The sequence below is a fragment of the Paenibacillus sp. NRS-1781 genome (assembly GCF_050467745.1).
Lineage (GTDB): Bacteria > Bacillota > Bacilli > Paenibacillales > Paenibacillaceae > Paenibacillus > Paenibacillus terrae_A.
On the sequence record NZ_JBITPI010000044.1, the window covers coordinates 207,052 to 225,436 of the forward strand.

Consider the following 18,385-nt stretch of genomic DNA (forward strand, 5'->3'; position numbering starts at 1 on the left):
GAAGAAAAACCTTCGCCCCGGTGAAATACGGGGAGAAGGTTTTTAGTGTGGAATTTTACAGGAATCCATATAATGTATGTATGCCATTTAAACGGAGTTATTCAGACCTTTAAAAGCGTATATAAGTATTTTTTATCAAGCAAGAGAATCGCTTTGACAAAAGTATTTATTCGGCTTACCATCAGGGATAGAAAGGAGAGGAATGCCATGAATTGGCTCGGATCCTTACAACAGCTTGGTCGTGCTGTCATGCTCCCGACGATGGTGTTACCTGCTGCTGCTATATTACTAAGTCTCGGTAGCCTTCCCTGGTCCACTTGGGGATTTCCAATGGTGTCTGATATGGCGAAGACGGCAGGGAACGGGATTTTTTATTTTTTGCCGTATTTGTTTGCGGTTGGTGTTGCACTGGGTATGTCGAATCAAGCAGGTCAGGCTGGACTGGCTGCATTGGCTGGTATGGCTATATATGATCAGGTCACATTGAGATTTGGAAACGGACTCATTCAACCAGCGACGCTCATTGGTATTATTTTGGGGATCATCTCAGGGGTGGCCTATAATCGCTTCAAAAGCATCAAATTGCCCGAGGTGCTTCAATTTTTTGGGGGTACCCGATTTGTTTTGCTGCTTATTGGCCTCTTCTCAGCTGTATTTGCAGGGCTCATGCTGATTATTGCTCCACTCATTCAGAAAGGACTGCAATTTATAGTAGGTCTGGAATCGAGCTTGGGCGGCTTTGGACTGTTTATCTACGGTATTCTATACCGGCTGCTGGCGGCCTTTGGTCTTCACCATCTGCTTAATAATATATTTTGGTTCCAACTGGGTACATATAAAACGCCGTCTGGCAACGTTGTGCAGGGAGATTTACCTCGTTTTTTTGCTGGCGATCCGACAGCGGGCTATTTCATGTCCGGTTTGTTCCCCATTATGATGTTTGCGATTCCTGCCATTGCGCTGGCGATTATTCAGGAAGCACGTGAAGACTTGAAGCCAAAGGTGCAAAAGACATTTTTGACTGCTGCCCTGGTCTGCTTTTTTACCGGTGTATCAGAACAAATCGAGTTTGCTTTTTTGTTTGCCGCTCCATATTTGTTCCTTGTTCATGCGGTTATGTCCGGTCTGGCCATGTGGCTTACCTTCGAGTTGGATATTCATCACGGTTTTTCATATTCAGCGGGTGTTATTGATTACGTACTCAATTTCCATCTGTCACATAACGCTTGGTTATTGATTCCGTTAGGGGTGGCGTATGGTCTGGTGTATTATGTGCTATTCCGCTGGGCGATTCGGAGGTTCCGTATTCCCACTCCAGGTCGCGAGGAAGGTTCAGTTCTGGAGGATTGGGCAGGCAATATTCCCTACAGCGCTCCGCTCATTTTGGAGGCGCTTGGTGGGAAGGAAAATATTGTTCGGGTGGAAGCCTGCATTACACGGTTGCGCCTCACCGTCCACAATGACCGGCTGATTGATACCGGAGCGATAAAAGCCTTGGGCTCGGCCGGACTCATCAACTTGGGCGGGGGAAATTTGCAGGTTGTATTCGGTACGTATTCGGAGCTGATTCGTGAGGAAATCGCGAAACTTATGGAACGTGATCTTCCTCAAGTGTTGTTCAACGCCCCTGTGCATGGAAAAATGCTGCCAATTCACGAGGTGCCGGACAAAATTTTTGCAACGAAGCTGGTCGGAGACGGAGTTGCTTTTGTTCCCGAGCGAGGTGAACTTGTGTCTCCGGTGTATGGTACGGTTATGCATTTGTATCCGACCATGCACGCTTTGGGCATTTCTACACGAGAGGGACTTGAGGTTCTGCTTCACATAGGGATTGATACTTCACAGCTAAAAGGGAATTTTACTGCTATGGTAGAAGCAGGCGATACGGTGGAACCAGGGCAATTGCTGATCAAATTTGATTTGCAGGCACTGCGGGAACAAGCTCCATCTTTAGTGACCCCTATGGTCATTACGAATCCGGATCGTGTGAAGTCATGGAGCTTTGCTCCGTTTAAAACGGTGAAAAAAGGTCAGACCTCGGTAATGTCCGTTGTGCTGCATGACAGGAATGTTGGAGGGGTAGAAACATGATAGAAGGCATCGGCGCCGCCGCGGGTGTGGCAATCGGGAAGGCTTTTGTCCTGCCGAGCTGGGAGTGGGATTTACCTGAGCAGAAAATGGATGCGGTGGATCTCGCAAAGGAATTCGAGCGGTTGTATGAAGGGATACGCACATCCAAAAGTGAAATCCAGTTTATTAAGGATGAGTTTCGGGAAATGGTGGGACCGGAAGAATCCAGCATTTTTGATGCGCATCTGGCTATATTGGAGGACCCTGAATTCATGAACGAAGTTCGAGGAATCATCGAGCGTCAATATAAAGCAGCCGAGGTGGCTGTTAAGGAAGCAATTGACCATTTTGTGACAATGTTTGATCTGCTGGATGATGAATATATGAAGGAGCGGGCGATCGACATCAAGGATGTGGGGAATCGGTTGCTCAAGCATTTGCTGGGTGCGCCGGAAGTAACTCTTCCGAAGGACACACAGCCTTACATTCTGGTAGCCAAGGAGCTTTCTCCATCTCAATCGGCCCACTTGAATCCAAGCTATGTATTAGGAATTGTGACTATGAATGGGGGCAAAACATCGCATTCCGCGATCATGGCCCGTGCGATGGGCATCCCGCTCGTTTCGGGACTGGAGAGCAATCTCAATTTGCCTGTCCAGACTGGGGATATGATGGTTGTCGACGGAGACTTGGGTAAGGTTTATGTGAAGCCGGAGAAATCCATTATTGACCATTATACGGCATTACGTGATGAGCAGCTCCGCAGAAAAGAACAGCTTCAGGTGCTCGCTTCCGTGGAAGCCGTGACTAAGGATGGAACTGAACTGAGGCTGGCAGCGAATATCAGTTCTGTCAAGGAACTGGAGGCGGCATTGAAGCATGGAGCGCAGGGTGTTGGACTGTTCCGCACGGAATTTTTATATATGGATCGAAACTCTGCACCGGATGAAGATGAGCAGTATGAAGTGTATCGCCTGGTAGCAGAAAAGGCAGGAAATCACTCCGTTGTTATCCGTACATTGGATATCGGCGGGGATAAACCGCTGGACTATCTTCAACTGCCGGTGGAGGAAAACCCGTTTCTCGGCTATCGCGCTATACGCATTAGCTTGGATTGGAAGGAATTATTCAAGACACAACTGACAGCTATTTTACGTGCCAGTGCGGCAGGGAATATCAAGGTCATGTATCCGATGATCTCATCGGTGGAGGAGATCCGCCAGGCGGATGTGATCTTGAAGGAAGCTATGGCAGATTTGGATGCGAGAGGGCTTGCCTACAATTCACATATCCAGCAAGGGATTATGATTGAGGTGCCAGCGGCAGCAATGATTGCCGATCTACTCGCTGCTGAAACAGATTTTTTCAGTATAGGCACGAATGATCTGGTACAGTATGTGCTGGCCGTAGACCGTATGAACGAGCAGATTGCCCATATGTACCATCCATACCATCCGGCTGTGCTGCGGATGCTGCGGATGACGGCACTGGCGGCTCATCAAGCGGGGATTGATGTGAGTGTGTGTGGTGAAATGGCAGGAGATGAACGCTCCATTCCCTTGTGGCTGGAGTTGGGAATACATCAGCTAAGCATGTCTCCCCAGTCCTTGCTGCGAGTTAAGCATCGTGTGCTGAACACGTCCACAGCTGAGGCGAGGCTGGTTGCCCAGGCGTGCTTCAGTATGTCTACCGGCGCGGCGATCGAAGACAAGCTTACCGCAGTTAGTGTCAGTTGTATTTCAGTCGGGCCTGGACGGCAGTAATCCTGCAATGGTTGTATAGCTTGTTTTGGAATAAAAAAACACCTTCAAAACCATGATAACGTGGCGATTTTGAAGGTGTTTTGCTCATTTTACTGGACTGTCTTATTGCTTTGCATTGTTTGCCAACAGATCGCAGAACGCTTTTCCATATGGCGGAAGGTCAGGCGGACGGCGGGCAGATACGATATGTCCGTCTGTCACGACAGCTTCGTCCTTCCAGATGGCTCCTGCGTTTTCCATATCATCACGGATGCCCGGTGTGGATGTTACGGTGACACCGTCCAAAATTTTGGCGGAGATCAGCACCCAGCCTGCGTGGCAGATCTGCCCGATGGGTTTGTGGGCGGCATGAAACTCCTGTACAAGTTGAATCACTTTGGGATAGCGGCGCAGTTTATCCGGCGCCCAGCCTCCGGGGACAAGAATCCCGTCATAATCGCGGCTGTTCAATTCCTCAAAGGCATATTCCGCTTCAGCAGGTACGCCATATTTTCCAATATATTTTTTACCCTTTTCAGCACCGGCCAAATGCACTTCTGCGCCTTCTTCACGAACGCGGTACACGGGGTACCATAGCTCCAGATCCTCGAATTCCTCATCTACCAGGGCGATAACCCTTTTTCCGGCAAGTCTTGACATCTAACCATCCTTTCGTGCGTCACTTGATGATACGCTGTTTTATATCTGTACCTATACATCTTAAGAAAAAGAGCGCCGGAAGTCCATTCCTCTGTACATTCTCATAAATTGACTAGCTCTTTTAATACTAGCAGCACCATTTCGCGAACCACTAAACCTTTGGTAATTTGTTCATAGCTGCAATCTGTGGAAGGATTTGAGGTCCCAAAGTCGAAATTTAAGAGGGTATGAAAAATTTTATAGAGTTAACAAAACTTTTATAGACTAGTAGATAGATATATCTGGATTCTGATGAAATCCTCATATAGCTTGATCCTACGTAATGAGGTGGTTAAATGCATAAGCAATGCCAATGCGGTAAACCGATGGGGCTGGAGTTAAGAAAGGTAGTTTATGCGGACAAGGTTGAAATTTTACATGTTCCCGTATTTTCATGCGCTTCATGCTTCTCCAGTAAGGTTTTGCAGCATGTAACGAAGGACATTAAGGAGCTATTGCAAAATTTGGGGAGGAAGCCTACGGCTCGGCGCATTTCCTTTGCCCGTAATAACGAGCTGGCTGAAATTATTCGCAGGCTGGTGCTGGAGGAAGCGGACAATCCCAATGTGGACTGGCAATCCTCTTTGGAGGAGCGAATGGAGCTTCGAATCAATCTGCTGCTGGACCTTTATCGTTATGCGAGAAGTCTGGGAGATGAGGATTGGATGAACGATGTACAGAAAAGATTGGGGCAATTATCCGGTTTTACCAGTGAATCTGTGTTTATGAATACAAAAAACTAAAAAAGATGAAAATTTTCATGGTCACCATTGGATTTTACATGTTCTTTTTGTTAGGATGTGAATAGGACATACGACAATACGAGGAAAGGAATGTATATCCAATGGCGACGATGACAAAAATGACTACTGTTCAACAATTAAATGCGGCGCTGGAAGCGTCATCAGACAAGGCATTGCTTCTTTTTAAACATAGCACGCGCTGTCCGATTAGCTCTTGCGCACATCAGGAACTGGAGTCCTATTTGCAAGACACTCCCAACGAAAATATTGAATACGTTATCATTTATGTAGTAGAAGACCGGCCGGTGTCCAATGAGGCTGCGAACAAGCTCCAGCTGCAGCATGAATCACCGCAGGCCATTTTGATCAAGGGCGGAGAGGCTGTCTGGCATACATCCCATTCGAATATCACTGCGCGTGCGTTTCACGATCATTTGGTATAGATATAATGAGCGCTGTCGTTGCATAAAGTGGTATTTTGTCGTATCATAGTTCTAATTAGTTGTTCTAGGATTCGGTTGAAAATTTATTGGCAATGGAGAGAAGGAATTTGACGGTAACGATCTATGATGTAGCTCGCGAAGCTGGTGTCTCAATGGCGACAGTGTCCCGTGTAGTTAACAATAATCCTAACGTAAAGCCTCAGACACGCAAGAAGGTATATGAAGCGATTGAGCAATTGGGATATCGGCCTAATGCGGTGGCTAGAGGTCTGGCCAGCAAGAAGACAACAACCGTCGGCGTGGTTATCCCTGATATATCAAACTCAATTTTCGCAGAGATTGCGCGGGGCATTGAGGATATTGCGAATATGTATCACTATAACATTATTTTGTGTAATGCCGATAAGAGGAAAGAAAAAGAGATTCGTGTCATCAATACGCTGCTCGAAAAGCAGGTTGATGGACTTCTGTTCATGGGTGGCACAGTAACGGACGAGCATATTCAGGCCTTTCATACGGCTGCGGTTCCTATCGTTCTGTGCGCAACGAGTGATGAGAAAGGCAGCTACCCTTCGGTTGATATTGACCATGAAGCCGCTGCTTTTGATGCTGTGAATACATTGATCCGCCACGGGCACCGTCAAATCGCGATGATTAGTGGTACTCTTCAGGACCCTGCGAATGGCTATGCACGTTTCCAAGGCTACAAGAGAGCGCTGGAAGCAGCAGGAATGGAATATCAGGAAGATCTCGTGCGAATCGGGAACTATCGTTATGAGTCCGGTGTGGAGGCAATGAAGTATTTCCTGGGCCTCAAGAAGAAGCCAAGCGCAATTTTTGCGGCTACGGATGAAATGGCAATTGGTGCGATTCATAGCATTCAGGATGAAGGCTTGAAAGTACCGGACGATTTCTCTGTCATCAGTGTGGACAATATCCGTATGGCTTCCATGGTTCGTCCGCAGCTTACAACAGTAGCGCAACCGATGTACGATTTGGGTGCAGTAGCGATGCGTTTGCTGACCAAGCTGATGAAGAAGGAAAATGTGGAAAATCCCCGCGTTATTTTGCCGCATGAGACGATTTTGCGGTTGTCCGTTAATTATTTAGACTAGACAAATTTGTTAACAGGATAGACCTTTGATGAAAGCTCCTTTTATGGAGCTTTTTTCGTGAATACATAGTCCATAATGCACATCATTAAACAAAGAATAGAGGGATTTGAGATGAGCCGAATTTATGGATTAATTGGTGCCATGGATGAAGAAATTGAGCTGCTGCTTGCTGCAATGACTGAAGCTAGTAAGTCGGTCAAGGCTGGAATCACCTATACAAAGGGAGTCATTCACGGTCAACAGGTTGTCGTATGCAAGTCCGGTGTAGGTAAGGTCAATGCTGCGGTAACGACACAAATCCTTATCGATAGCTTTGGAGCGGAACAAATCATATTTACAGGAGTGGCAGGGGCGGTGCATCCGGATTTAAATATTGGGGATATCGTGATCTCCTCGACGTGTATGCAGCATGATATGGATGTAACACCTTTGGGTTACGCCAAAGGGATCATTCCTTATCAGGATACCTCGGAGTTTGCAGCTGATCCTGATCTTGTTCGCCTGGCTGAGCAAGCCTGTCAATCCTTCGGCGATCGTTATATTATCGGCAAGGTGCTTTCCGGTGACCAGTTTATCGCCAGTCGTGAGCTGGTAGCTGCATTGCATCAGGAGATGGACGGTGCTTGTACCGAGATGGAGGGTGCAGCAGTGGCTCAGACAGCCCATATGAACGCTGTGCCTTACGTGGTCCTCCGCTCTATGTCTGATAAGGCAGACGGATCTGCCCACGTTAATTTTGGCGAATTTACAATAGAATCTTCCCATCGTTCGCATCGGATTGTGGAGTATATGCTGAAGTATTTGTCTTAAATGGAAAATAGTATAATATTTAATACATGAACCTTCTCACAAACCGGATACGATCAAACTGTTCCCGTGACGTGAGGGGGACATCCTCTCCCATTCGGACCATTAGGCAATTCGCCGGGTGGGAGCATATTTCAGGATCATCCGTTGCGTACCAGATCATATCCACGGTTTTCATCAGACGTTCCATCATGCGGCGGTATTCCCATACAGAGAGACCGCTGCCTTTTAAATCCCAATGCCAATAGTACTCAGTCGTAAAAATAATATAGGATTCCAGTTGTCCGTCCTCAAAGGCGACACGGATCATTTGGCTTCCCAGACCCAGTCCGCGATATTCGTCGGCTACCTCAATCGCTCCAAGCTCCAGCAGGTCCTTCATTCCGGCTTCCGACCAGCGTTCCATCTCATCCGGATAGTGAAAAGTCACATATCCGAGAATGGTTTCCCCATCATGAGCGATGATAATCCTGCCTTCCGGCAGTCCCGAAATATCCACCAGCGCGTCGAATTGCTCCTTCGGCTTGCGAAAGGCGTCCAGTTGTGGATGCATTTGAAATGAACGCAGTTGGTCAGCGGATACGGGGCCTTCTAAGTAGATCTTTTGCCCGTTATGACTCAGCGTGTCCAAATGGTGCAGTTTTAAATGCTGCATACATGTGCCTCCTTGTTTACTGTGACCTAGCTCTCCATATCCCCTACTTATAGCAAAAAAACAAATAAATGAAAAGGATGGTCGTCACATCCTCACCTATGATATACTGTTTTAGACATAAATTGTTCACAATTGGTCGCTTTTATCAGATGTTAAACAAAGGAATTGACATGCTTGTATTGAATTTGTAAGCGTTATCATGTTCTATATTATTCTCATTATATCGTGAGGAGGCTGAACGCATGAAGATTGAAGAACTCCAGGCTGTAGTTCCCACATCCAACATGGGCCCGTATGAACAAGCTTACAACCGCTTTCAGTGGGAAGATGCAGAGCGTCATTTTACGTGGTATGAATCAGGCAAGGTGAACATGGCGCATGAAGCGATTGACCGGCATGTAGAGGAAGGGAGAGGCAGCAAAACGGCGTTGTTGTATTGTGACGCGAACCGCCATGAAGCCTACACCTTTTCTCAGTTGCGTGCCAGCTCCAACAGGTTTGGTAATGTGCTGCGTAAATACGGAATTGGCAAAGGGGAGCGGGTATTTATATTTATGCCGCGTTCACCTGAGCTGGTCATTAGTCTGCTTGGCATTTTGAAGGTAGGCGCAGTCGTCGGACCTTTATTTGAGGCATTTATGGAAACGGCGGTCAAGGATCGGCTAGAAGATAGCGGGGCGGTGGCGCTGGTGACCACGCCTGCACTTCTCGCGCGCGTACAGCGTGACCAACTTCCGGAGCTGCGGCATATTTTTGTGGTTGGCGACGTGGACGAACGGGAGCAGGGGATTATTGATTTTGAGACGGAAATGCTTGCGTCCTCCGAGGAACTTGAACCGGAATGGCTGAGTCGTGAGGATGGGTTGATTATTCATTACACGTCAGGCTCAACGGGCAAGCCTAAAGGCGTATATCATGTGCAAAACGCGATGATACAGCACTATTATACCGGAAAAATGGTGCTGGATCTGCGTGAAGATGATGTGTATTGGTGTACAGCCGATCCTGGTTGGGTTACCGGAACGTCATATGGCATTTTTGCCCCATGGCTGAATGGAGTAACAAATGTTATTCGTGGCGGTCGTTTTAGCCCCGAGGACTGGTATCGAACCATTGAGCGTCACGAGGTGACCGTATGGTATAGCGCTCCTACGGCGTTTCGGATGCTCATGAGCGCAGGGGAGGATATCGTTGACAAATATGATCTCGGAAGCCTGCGACATGTGCTGTCCGTCGGAGAGCCGCTGAATCCCGAGGTGGTGCGCTGGGGCTGGCAGGTATATAAGCAACGTATTCATGATACCTGGTGGATGACGGAAACGGGTGGCCAAATGATCTGTAATTACCCTGAGCTGCCGATTAAGCCCGGCTCGATGGGAAAGCCATTGCCTGGCATCCAGGCTGCTATTCTGGACGACAGGGGGCAAGTGCTGCCGCCTAACCGAATGGGGCATTTGGCGATACGTACGCCGTGGCCGTCTATGATGAACCGTATATGGAACAACCCGAACAAATTTCAGGAGTATTTCCGTTTTTCCGACTGGTATGTGTCCGGTGATTCTGCTTATATGGATGAGGACGGATACTTCTGGTTTCAGGGGCGAATTGATGATGTCATTAATTCGTCCGGGGAGCGAATTGGTCCTTTTGAGGTCGAGAGCAAGCTTCTGGAGCATCCCGCTGTAGCGGAGGCTGGAGTGATCGGAAAGCCGGATACCATACGGGGAGAGATCATTAAAGCTTTTATCTCACTCCGTGAAGGCTATACACCCTCCGAAGCTTTGCAGCAGGATATTTATCGCTTTGTCAAAGAAGGGCTGTCTGCCCATGCTGCACCACGTGAAATTGAGTTTAAGGAAAAGCTGCCCAAAACTCGTTCCGGTAAAATTATGAGACGTGTACTGAAAGCTTGGGAGCTTAATCTTCCTACAGGAGATTTGTCTACCATAGAGGATTGAAATGCTTTTTAAGAAAGATACAAAAAAGGGAGTCTCCAAAGCCGTGATGGCTAAGGGACTCCCTTTTTGTTGCTGTTGTGAGCTTTTATGGACGAACGGCTCCGGAAGGAGGTGATTCCCCCAAGGCATTCTTGGAAGTGATGCGGAACCAGCCCTTCGGTTTGCTGCCCGCTTTATATTGAAAGCTGGTGGATGCGGTGGAGCCGATATTTGCAAAAGGCTCCGCACCGCTTTCACTGTAGTACACGTTATAGCCTGTAATCGCGTCCTCAGGCTTTCCTGCACTCCATTGGAGCGCCACGGCTGAGCCTGCTGCTTTCGCTTGAGGCTGCCCAGGAGCGGTAGGAGTCTCCGTAGGCTGCGCACCTGTTCCATCTCCTTCACCCGGTACAACTGGATTCTCGGGATCAACAGGTGGCGTTACAGGAGCTGCACTTGCTTGGGGGCTTGGCCCTGACTCATGTCCGCCTACATCAACGGCGGTTACGTAGTAGCTGGAGCTGCTGCCACCCGGGCTGTCAGAGAACACTTTAGAGCCGTCAGCCATGACGACCTTGCCAAGCCGTTGGAAGCTGCCCCCATCCGTAGAACGATATAGGCGGTATCCTACGACGTCGCTGTTTCCACTTGGGCTAAAGCTGATCCTCGCTTTTCCGTCACTATAGCTTACGCTAACGTTAGACGGAGCACTAGGATCGGCTCCATCGTCTTTGCGCGGATCAATCTGGGTAGGAGCCGCCTTATCTGCATCCTGAGGCAGATAGTAGGACAATGAATTATGTCGTCTCATCACCGTAAAGGCTTGCTGGAGCTCTTTAATCAGCTCTGAAATCGGTTTTTCCCGTTTACTAACGGTCCGCTCGTTCAACATGTCATCCGGTGTGCCGTCCCGTGGAATGTAATTGACACCTTGATAGGTAATATATTTGGCACGAGTGACACCATTTTCACTGTTTTTGGGTGGATACTTACTGTTGTAAATATCCGAACCGTATGCGGACGCTGTTCTTGTTACAATACCGTCTGGTCGCTTGAAGCTGTTGGTTTGGAACAGATCCGGATCCTTGGCGGTCACTTCATTCATGATTTGCGCCCACAGGCGACGTGCCCGCTCTTTTTGTGCTTTCGTTTCAAGCTTATTGACAGGCTGCTTGTAACCAACCCATACACCCAGTGTGACGTCAGGCGTAAAGCCCTCGAACCATACATCGGTATAAGATTGTGTAGTACCTGTTTTACCAGCAATCGGAATCTTGCCAGCTTGATTGAAATTACGCTTCACGAGTCTGCCTGTACCTTCCGACACGACTGTACGCAGCATATCCGTCATCAGATAAGCGGTTTGTGGTGTAAAGGCTTGTACAGGATTAGGCTGATGCTTATAAACGATATTCCCTTGCGAGTCCACAATTTTTTCGATCATGTAGGCGTCATTAAATACACCGCCGTTTGGAATCGCACCATAAGCATTCGTCAGTTCCTCGACTGTGACCCCATGGGCCAAGCCGCCGAGTACACCCGTCTGGGCGTTGTTATCGCTTGGTTCCAAGGTGGTAATGCCTAGCTTCTTGACAAAATCCCAAGCTTTGCTGATACCCACTTTTTCGTTAAACAGCTTGAGTGCTACCGTATTTAGTGACTGATTCAAAGCATAACGGGCCGTAACAAGCCCCTGATAGCGGTTATTGGCGTTTTTCGGGATGTGATACCCATTGCTGCCATCCTTCAAAATAATAGGTGCATCATCTACGATGCTGCCTGGCTGCACAAGACCGCTATCCAATGCAGGAAGATAGGCGGCAATCGGCTTCATAGCCGATCCCGGCTGGCGTACCATCTGGGTAGCATAATTCATCTGTTCCTTTTGGAAATCCCGGCCTTCCATCATACCGAGAATCGCGCCTGTTTTGTGCTGGATAAGAATGGCGGCCGCTTGCTCGTCACCCTTGGTTTTACTTGTGGAAGAGAAATTATCCTTGTTTTCTGCAATTTGGCGCATCGACTTGTAGATACTTTTATCAATAGTGGTATATATCATATAACCACCTGTTCGAAGCTGTTGTTCAGCTTCTTTGAGTACGTCGTTATCATCCATAGTTTTGGCATCTGCACTGGCATTGGCCGCTTGACCCGGATTTGTGATTGACATAAGTGCCTGTGCCGCTTGCCGTTCCGTTTCCATCATAAGATACGGATACGTGTTGTAGGCTTTAACGGTGCGTGGAGCGAGCGACTTTTTGATATCAAAAGCCATCGCCTCATTATACTGTGCCTGATTGATTTTGTTCTCCTCTAGCATCCTGCTAAGTACCAGCTGCTGGCGGTTGATCGCCCTTTTAAAGCCGGACTCGTTAAATTCACCCTTACCGTTGTAAGCGGAATAAGAGGAAGGAAGCTGTGGTAGACCTGCCAGATAGGCGGCTTGAGCCACATTCAGCTTATTCAGATCATTCTCATTAAATATACCTTTGGCCGCTGCTTTGATCCCAAAGACGTTATAACCGCTTGATCCGTTACCAAAAGGTACTTTATTGAGATAGGCCGTAATAATTTGCTGCTTGCTCAGGAAGCGCTCAAGGCGCAGAGAGAGCAAAATTTCCTTGACCTTGCGGTCATCTGTGCGATCCAGATTCAGAAAGACACGACGGGCGAGCTGCTGGGTTAGGGTGCTTCCCCCGGTTTGTACGGATTCATGCAGCGCTTTTTGTTTTATAGCCCGCAGCGTTCCCGACAGATCGACACCTTTATGCTCGTAAAAATGGTTATCTTCAATGGCAATGACTGCGTTAATAACGAGTTGCGGAATCTCCTTAAACGTGACAGGACGCCGATCTTCTTCTGTCCGGAGCTGTCCGATAGGGGAGCCATCATTGAAATAAGCGAAGCCTGTAATTGCATTTTTGTCTACTTCCTGTTCAATCATGGATCTGGAGCGCACAGGCTCGCTTTTCACAATAGAGGCTACATAGCCGGCTGCGGCTCCTCCTGCAAACAGCGCTCCCATAAAACCGATGATGACGACCCACTTTATGACACGGCCGAGCCTTCGCATGTATGTCCATAAGCGGGAAGGCTTTGGCTCTGACACATTGTTTTTTTCTTCAACCATTAAGTCTTCCTCCTTTATAACAGCCATTATTATAGCATAAAATTACAAAATGAACCCATATGCTAAAAAGCCTGTCTTTTGGTGTCGTTGACTCTATAAAAGTGGTGTGGTATAAATAGGTCAAAGTAAATATCGTGAAAAGCAGAGAAAGACTTCAGTAGAAGGTGGAATCACGTTGTACAGAGAGCCGATGGGTGGTGCGAATCGGTAACGACTCTCCTTTGAATTACCGTCTGGAGCTGTCTGGATGAATGGTAGAGCTTTTGCAGATTTGCGAAGCTGACTATAGTAATCCAGTACCGGGTGTAGGCCCGTTATAGGAATGAAGTGAAAGAAACACTTGTCTTTGGCATACGTTTCTTTAATTAGGGTGGTAACGCGAGCAGCTCCTTCTCGTCCCTTGGGATGAAAGGGGCTTTTTGGTTTGTTTAATATGTAATATTTTGGATAAAAAACAGGAGGTATACAGGATGAAGTGGGAAGAGTTGAAGCTTGAACAGCAGGTAGAGGTAGAACGCCAATTAAATGTGATTCAACGTGGTGTGGCAGAAATTGTACCGGAGGACGAGCTGAAGCGTAAGCTTATTAAATCGGTCATTAGCGGTGAGCCGCTTCAAATTAAATTAGGACTTGACCCATCGGCGCCGGACATTCACATTGGGCATACGGTCGTTATGCATAAGCTACGCCAGTTTCAGGAGCTTGGTCATCAGGTACAACTTATCATCGGTGATTTTACGGGCAAGATTGGTGATCCGACAGGCAAATCGGAAACTCGTAAGCAACTGAGCGAGGAAGATGTCCAGCGCAATGCTCAGACGTATAAGGAGCAGATATTCAAAATTCTGGACCCCGAAAAAACAAAGGTATACTACAATTCCCATTGGTTGGCGCCCATGTCTTTTGCGGATGTGGTAACTCTGGCCGCTAAAGTAACTGTCGCACGTATGCTGGAACGGGATGACTTTACGAAAAGATACCAAAACGGCTTGCCGATCAGCATCCATGAATTTTTCTACCCGTTGATGCAAGGGATGGATTCCGTGGAACTCCGAAGCGACATTGAGCTGGGCGGTACAGATCAAAAGTTCAATTTGCTGATGGGCAGAACTCTGCAAAAGGAATACGGAGTGGAGCCACAGGCCACCATTACGTTGCCACTGCTTGAAGGGCTGGATGGCGTGCAGAAGATGAGCAAAAGTCTGGGCAATTACATTGGTGTCGATGAGGAGCCGAACGAAATCTATGGAAAATCCATGTCGGTTCCTGATGAACTGATGCTTAAATATTTTGAGCTGGCAACAGATTTGAACAATGAGGAACTGGCTGAGCTCGCGGAAGGTATTAAGAACGGTTCAGTGCATCCGCGTGACGCCAAAATGAAGCTGGCCGGAACGTTGGTACGCATGTACCACGGTAAGGAAGCGAAGGAAGCAGCGAAGCAGCATTTTGTGACTGTATTTCAGCAACGAGCGCTGCCTGACGATATTGAAGAGTTCACTTTGACGGAGGATCATTTGGAAGATGGCGGCATCCGTGTCATCCAATTGCTGACTCAATTGGGATTTGCGGCTTCTAACGGTGAAGCCAAACGCAGTATTCAGCAGGGCTCGGTCAAAATTAACGAAGAGAAATGGACCGATGTTAACGAAGCATACACGCCGCAGGAAGGCGATATTGTGCAGGTTGGTAAACGGAAGTTCGCCAAAATCAAGCTGGGCTGATAAAAATGTGAGACACATGACGGGAGTGAGGTAGCCCTGGGTTTATTTGAACGTAGGGAAGGACCGGATTTTGAAATCACCGATGTAATGAATTCTTCCTTTCCCGATTTGGATATCAAGGTATATATACCAATCGAATAAAATGTTGCAAGCAACACGCAACAGTAACACGAAAAAAGCACCCGAACGAAGTTCGGGTGCTTTTCGGTGCTATCACAAGGATTAGCGGTTGTAGAATTCGACGATTTGTTTTTCGTCGATATCTTGGGACAATTCGCCGCGCTCAGGCAAACGGATGTATTTGCCTTCCAGAGCTGCGTCATTGTACTCCAGGTAAGCTACCAAGTGGTTGCGGTTTTCCAAAGCTTCTTTGATGGAAGACAGGGAACGACTTCTTTCGCGAAGACCGATCACGTCACCCAGGCTTACTTGGTAAGAAGCGATGTCAACTTTTTTACCGTTCACAGTAACGTGACCGTGTGCTACCAATTGACGTGCGCCTGCACGGGAGTTAGCAAAGCCAAGACGGAACACGAGGTTGTCCAGGCGGCTTTCCAGCAAGAACATGAAGTTCTCACCAGCGATACCGTGCATGTGTTGAGCTTTGTTGAACAGAGTGCGGAATTGTTTTTCACCCAAGCCGTACATGTGACGCAGCTTTTGTTTTTCTTGAAGCTGCATACCGTAGTTGCTGATTTTTCTCCGTTGGTTTGCACCATGTTGTCCCGGAGGGAAAGGGCGTTTCAATTCTTTACCTGTGCCGCTCAGGGAAATTCCCAGACGACGGCTCAATTTAAATTTAGGACCAGTGTAACGTGCCATTATAGAGTTAACTCCTTCATAATTAAAATTTGAGTTGGGGCTCTCTTTGCGCTCCAATTTGTTCGGCGCTACCTATCAAGGTGATGCGCACTACTGACAGAAAAGTTCAGCCGCTGTCCTGTCAGCAACAAATAAGATGAGGGTGACACAAACTGTTACGCCCAAAATTTAAGATCCGCACAGTAGATAGTTCTGCCGTACAGTCTTTTTCATTAATATATACTATATGTAATGATGGGTCAATGTCAAGAAGAGAAAAAGAATGAAAACGTCAAAATTTGTCGATAGGGCTTTAGAACTAAAAAAGTGGGACGAATTTCTGAAAAATGGATGCATATTTCTGTAGTTAAGAGTAAAATAGATCATATTATAAGCTATAGTGGTGTATAGCCGCTGTCTTGGTACAGCTAATTTTGCTGTGAAGGAGCGCCTTAATATGTCGGACTTTTCAACAACGGATCAGCAAACGCTTGACGGTAAAACAGCCCAGGCTAGCGATGCCCCGCTGTTTGATGATAAAGGGTATACGTCTTTTGCCTGGCTGCAAAACATGGATATGACACCTTTTGATTTCCCCTATATTAATCAGCTTCTTGTCCAAGGGTATCGAAACTGGTTGCAGCAGAGCAATGGCATATCGTGGGTTAATGAAGAACATACCGCCGTTTTTAATTTTACAGGTGTTCGCGTTGCAGGTAGGGAAGAGGATAATGACGAGGATTTGGAGCTGATCGAACGTTGCTGCTTGTCCAGAGAAATGGAAATAAGCCAATGCAAACTTCGGGACGGAAGCCTTGCATTTGTGTACATGGTTCCTGTATTTTGCCGCAATTATAAGGGTGAGGCTTTTGCTGCTCTTCGTTTTACACTGCCTGCTCAACATTCTGTTCCTGAGCAGGATGCATTATTGGCGGCAGCTTTGCATTTTAGATCCTGCTTTTATACGAGATTTGAGTATATATTTATGGAAGACATCCTCGGGATGAAGAACCGGAGCGACCGCGAAGGCAGGCGACGCTCTATTTTATTTCAGATTGTAAAGCGGATGCATGACAAGATTGATGTTGAAGGCGTGCTGGACGAGGTATTTGGCAGCATAGCTTACTTGTTTCCGCATGTGGATATCACGTTATATATGAGCCAGGATCGTCACAGTCGTAATCCACAGGTCAAACCTTTGTTGTTGCACGAGCGGGACGAGGATGTATGTGTGCGTGCATTTATGAAAGGTCAAATGGCTGTAAATGAGCCTGTAGGCACAGAAGGAGAAATGACCGAAATTGGCATTCCTTTACGTGGCAAGCAAGGAGTATATGGTGTATTCCATATGATTCTTCCATCAGGTGCCGAAAGCATGAAGGAAGTGGATGTGGAGCTGATCGCCATGATGGCAGACACAGCCGGCACCGCATTTGAAAATGCAAAGCTGTTGGAGCAATCCAATGTGCTCATCCATGAGTTGCGCCTCATTAATGAACTCGTTCAGCGCTTGAATCAAAGCCTTAAACTGAATGAAATATTCGAGTTTGCTGTGCAGGAATTATTGAAAATGTTCTTGGCTGACTTTTGTTGTATTGTGCAACTCGATCAGGAGGGAAATTGCTTTAAGGTCACGTCAAGCAACGTAGAAAGTTTGAGTCTGCATAGTTACTCTGATGAGGATGGGGTTGCAGGGCTGATACGCAGAACAGGAGAGCCTCTCATCGTGTCGGATTACAGAAAGGAAGGGAAGATATCCTCCAGTTTTATGGATATGACCGACTCCCTTTCTTTGATGGCGGTACCTATGAAAACCAGCGGTACGCCGAGAGGGGCTATTTTATTGTCCAGTAAGCTCCCTCACTTTTTTTCGTACGATAATTACAAAATGCTGCAAATGCTGGCGCCCCATATCGGTTTGGCTGTAACAAATGCCATGCTGCATGCTGAGGTACGGCGTCTGGCCAATATGGACATGTTAACGGGTTTGTATGTACGTCATTATGTGGACAAAGTAATTCAGAGGCATCAGGAGAAAGATTTTTGCGGATCTCTTATTCTGGTGGACATTGATCAGTTCAAACAGGTGAATGATACATACGGGCATCAGACAGGTGACCGAATATTGAAAAGCGTCAGCGATATTGTTCGTTCGGCGACTCGCAGTGAGGATGTATGTGCTAGATGGGGCGGCGAGGAACTGGCGATCTATTTGCCGCAGCTTGGTGTGCAGCAGGCGTTGGAATATGCGGAAAAAATCCGTTATCGCATAGAACATGAGACCCAGCCACAGGTGACCGTCTCCTGTGGAATTGCCGAATGGAATTGGCTGGATAAGCAGATTAGTATTGAATCTTTATTTTACAGGGCAGATATGGCTCTGTATGAGGCGAAAAATGAAGGGCGCAACCGGATTGTTATTGATCATGTCAGTAATTCATAGAGAATGTTCCTAATGGAATATTCTCTTTTTTGTGCTGTGCATAACCTTTTGTAGACAGGAAACCCTAATCGTAGCT

13 protein-coding genes, 1 pseudogene and 1 other annotated feature are annotated in these 18,385 nt (G+C 47.2%); of the genes and pseudogenes, 10 read left to right on the forward strand and 4 right to left on the reverse strand.

The genetic code is table 11. From position 1 onward, the window contains the following. Positions 1-207 precede the first annotated feature (207 nt). On the forward strand, positions 208-2,091 hold the full coding sequence (locus ACIFO6_RS16775) for a glucose PTS transporter subunit IIA (RefSeq protein ID WP_430042101.1): 1,884 nt from the start codon (positions 208-210) through the stop codon (positions 2,089-2,091). After that, a complete protein-coding gene (ptsP, locus tag ACIFO6_RS16780; RefSeq protein ID WP_430042103.1) occupies positions 2,088-3,833 on the forward strand; it encodes a phosphoenolpyruvate--protein phosphotransferase in 1,746 nt (581 codons plus the stop codon). The genes ACIFO6_RS16775 and ptsP overlap by 4 nt, the downstream gene beginning before the upstream one ends. 102 nt (positions 3,834-3,935) lie before the next feature. On the opposite strand, the gene ACIFO6_RS16785 is transcribed toward ptsP, so the two are convergent. Then, the gene (locus tag ACIFO6_RS16785; RefSeq protein ID WP_430042104.1) at positions 3,936-4,472 is read right to left on the reverse strand and encodes a type 1 glutamine amidotransferase domain-containing protein; all 537 of its coding nucleotides are present in this window, start codon (positions 4,470-4,472) and stop codon (positions 3,936-3,938) included. A 335-nt stretch (positions 4,473-4,807) separates the two neighbouring features. Between ACIFO6_RS16785 and ACIFO6_RS16790 the strand changes: the two genes are divergently transcribed. From ACIFO6_RS16790 to ACIFO6_RS16805, 4 genes are all read left to right on the forward strand, one after another. Beyond that, positions 4,808-5,254 (forward strand): hypothetical protein, encoded by a 447-nt coding sequence (locus tag ACIFO6_RS16790; RefSeq protein WP_430042106.1) that lies wholly within the window; start codon positions 4,808-4,810, stop codon positions 5,252-5,254. 101 nt (positions 5,255-5,355) lie between these two features. Beyond that, on the forward strand, positions 5,356-5,697 hold the full coding sequence (ytxJ, locus tag ACIFO6_RS16795; RefSeq protein WP_430042107.1) for a bacillithiol system redox-active protein YtxJ: 342 nt from the start codon (positions 5,356-5,358) through the stop codon (positions 5,695-5,697). A 107-nt stretch (positions 5,698-5,804) separates the two neighbouring features. Beyond that, positions 5,805-6,812, forward strand: a complete 1,008-nt coding sequence (gene ccpA, locus ACIFO6_RS16800; RefSeq protein WP_044648625.1) for a catabolite control protein A — start codon at positions 5,805-5,807, stop codon at positions 6,810-6,812. Positions 6,813-6,923: 111 nt separating this feature from the next. Beyond that, the gene (locus ACIFO6_RS16805) at positions 6,924-7,622 is read left to right on the forward strand and encodes a 5'-methylthioadenosine/adenosylhomocysteine nucleosidase (RefSeq protein ID WP_430042109.1); all 699 of its coding nucleotides are present in this window, start codon (positions 6,924-6,926) and stop codon (positions 7,620-7,622) included. 19 nt (positions 7,623-7,641) lie between these two features. Here the strand turns inward: ACIFO6_RS16805 and ACIFO6_RS16810 are convergent, their stop codons facing one another. Beyond that, entirely contained in the window at positions 7,642-8,274 is a 633-nt protein-coding gene (locus tag ACIFO6_RS16810; protein ID WP_430042111.1) for a GNAT family N-acetyltransferase, read from the reverse strand. A gap of 242 nt (positions 8,275-8,516) precedes the next feature. Here ACIFO6_RS16810 and acsA point away from each other — a divergent pair, with 242 nt between their 5' ends. Continuing rightward, positions 8,517-10,232, forward strand: a complete 1,716-nt coding sequence (acsA, locus tag ACIFO6_RS16815; RefSeq protein ID WP_430042113.1) for an acetate--CoA ligase — start codon at positions 8,517-8,519, stop codon at positions 10,230-10,232. 85 nt (positions 10,233-10,317) lie between these two features. On the opposite strand, the gene ACIFO6_RS16820 is transcribed toward acsA, so the two are convergent. Next, positions 10,318-13,341, reverse strand: a complete 3,024-nt coding sequence (locus ACIFO6_RS16820; RefSeq protein ID WP_430042114.1) for a transglycosylase domain-containing protein — start codon at positions 13,339-13,341, stop codon at positions 10,318-10,320. 135 nt (positions 13,342-13,476) lie between these two features. Beyond that, positions 13,477-13,745, forward strand: a binding site (T-box leader). A 66-nt stretch (positions 13,746-13,811) separates the two neighbouring features. On the opposite strand from ACIFO6_RS16820, the gene tyrS reads away from it, so the two are divergent. Then, complete coding sequence (gene tyrS, locus ACIFO6_RS16825; protein WP_430042116.1) at positions 13,812-15,065, forward strand: tyrosine--tRNA ligase; 1,254 nt, start codon at positions 13,812-13,814, stop codon at positions 15,063-15,065. 45 nt (positions 15,066-15,110) lie between these two features. Continuing rightward, a pseudogene (locus ACIFO6_RS16830) lies at positions 15,111-15,206 on the forward strand (AraC family transcriptional regulator); the annotation flags it as partial. An 81-nt stretch (positions 15,207-15,287) separates the two neighbouring features. Here ACIFO6_RS16830 and rpsD read toward each other — a convergent pair. Further along, complete coding sequence (gene rpsD / locus ACIFO6_RS16835; RefSeq protein ID WP_134913596.1) at positions 15,288-15,887, reverse strand: 30S ribosomal protein S4; 600 nt, start codon at positions 15,885-15,887, stop codon at positions 15,288-15,290. A 436-nt stretch (positions 15,888-16,323) separates the two neighbouring features. On the opposite strand from rpsD, the gene ACIFO6_RS16840 reads away from it, so the two are divergent. Then, positions 16,324-18,309 carry a sensor domain-containing diguanylate cyclase gene (locus ACIFO6_RS16840; RefSeq protein WP_430042118.1) on the forward strand — a complete coding sequence of 662 codons (1,986 nt, stop codon included), beginning with the start codon at positions 16,324-16,326 and terminating at the stop codon, positions 18,307-18,309. The last annotated feature ends 76 nt before the right edge of the window (positions 18,310-18,385 follow it).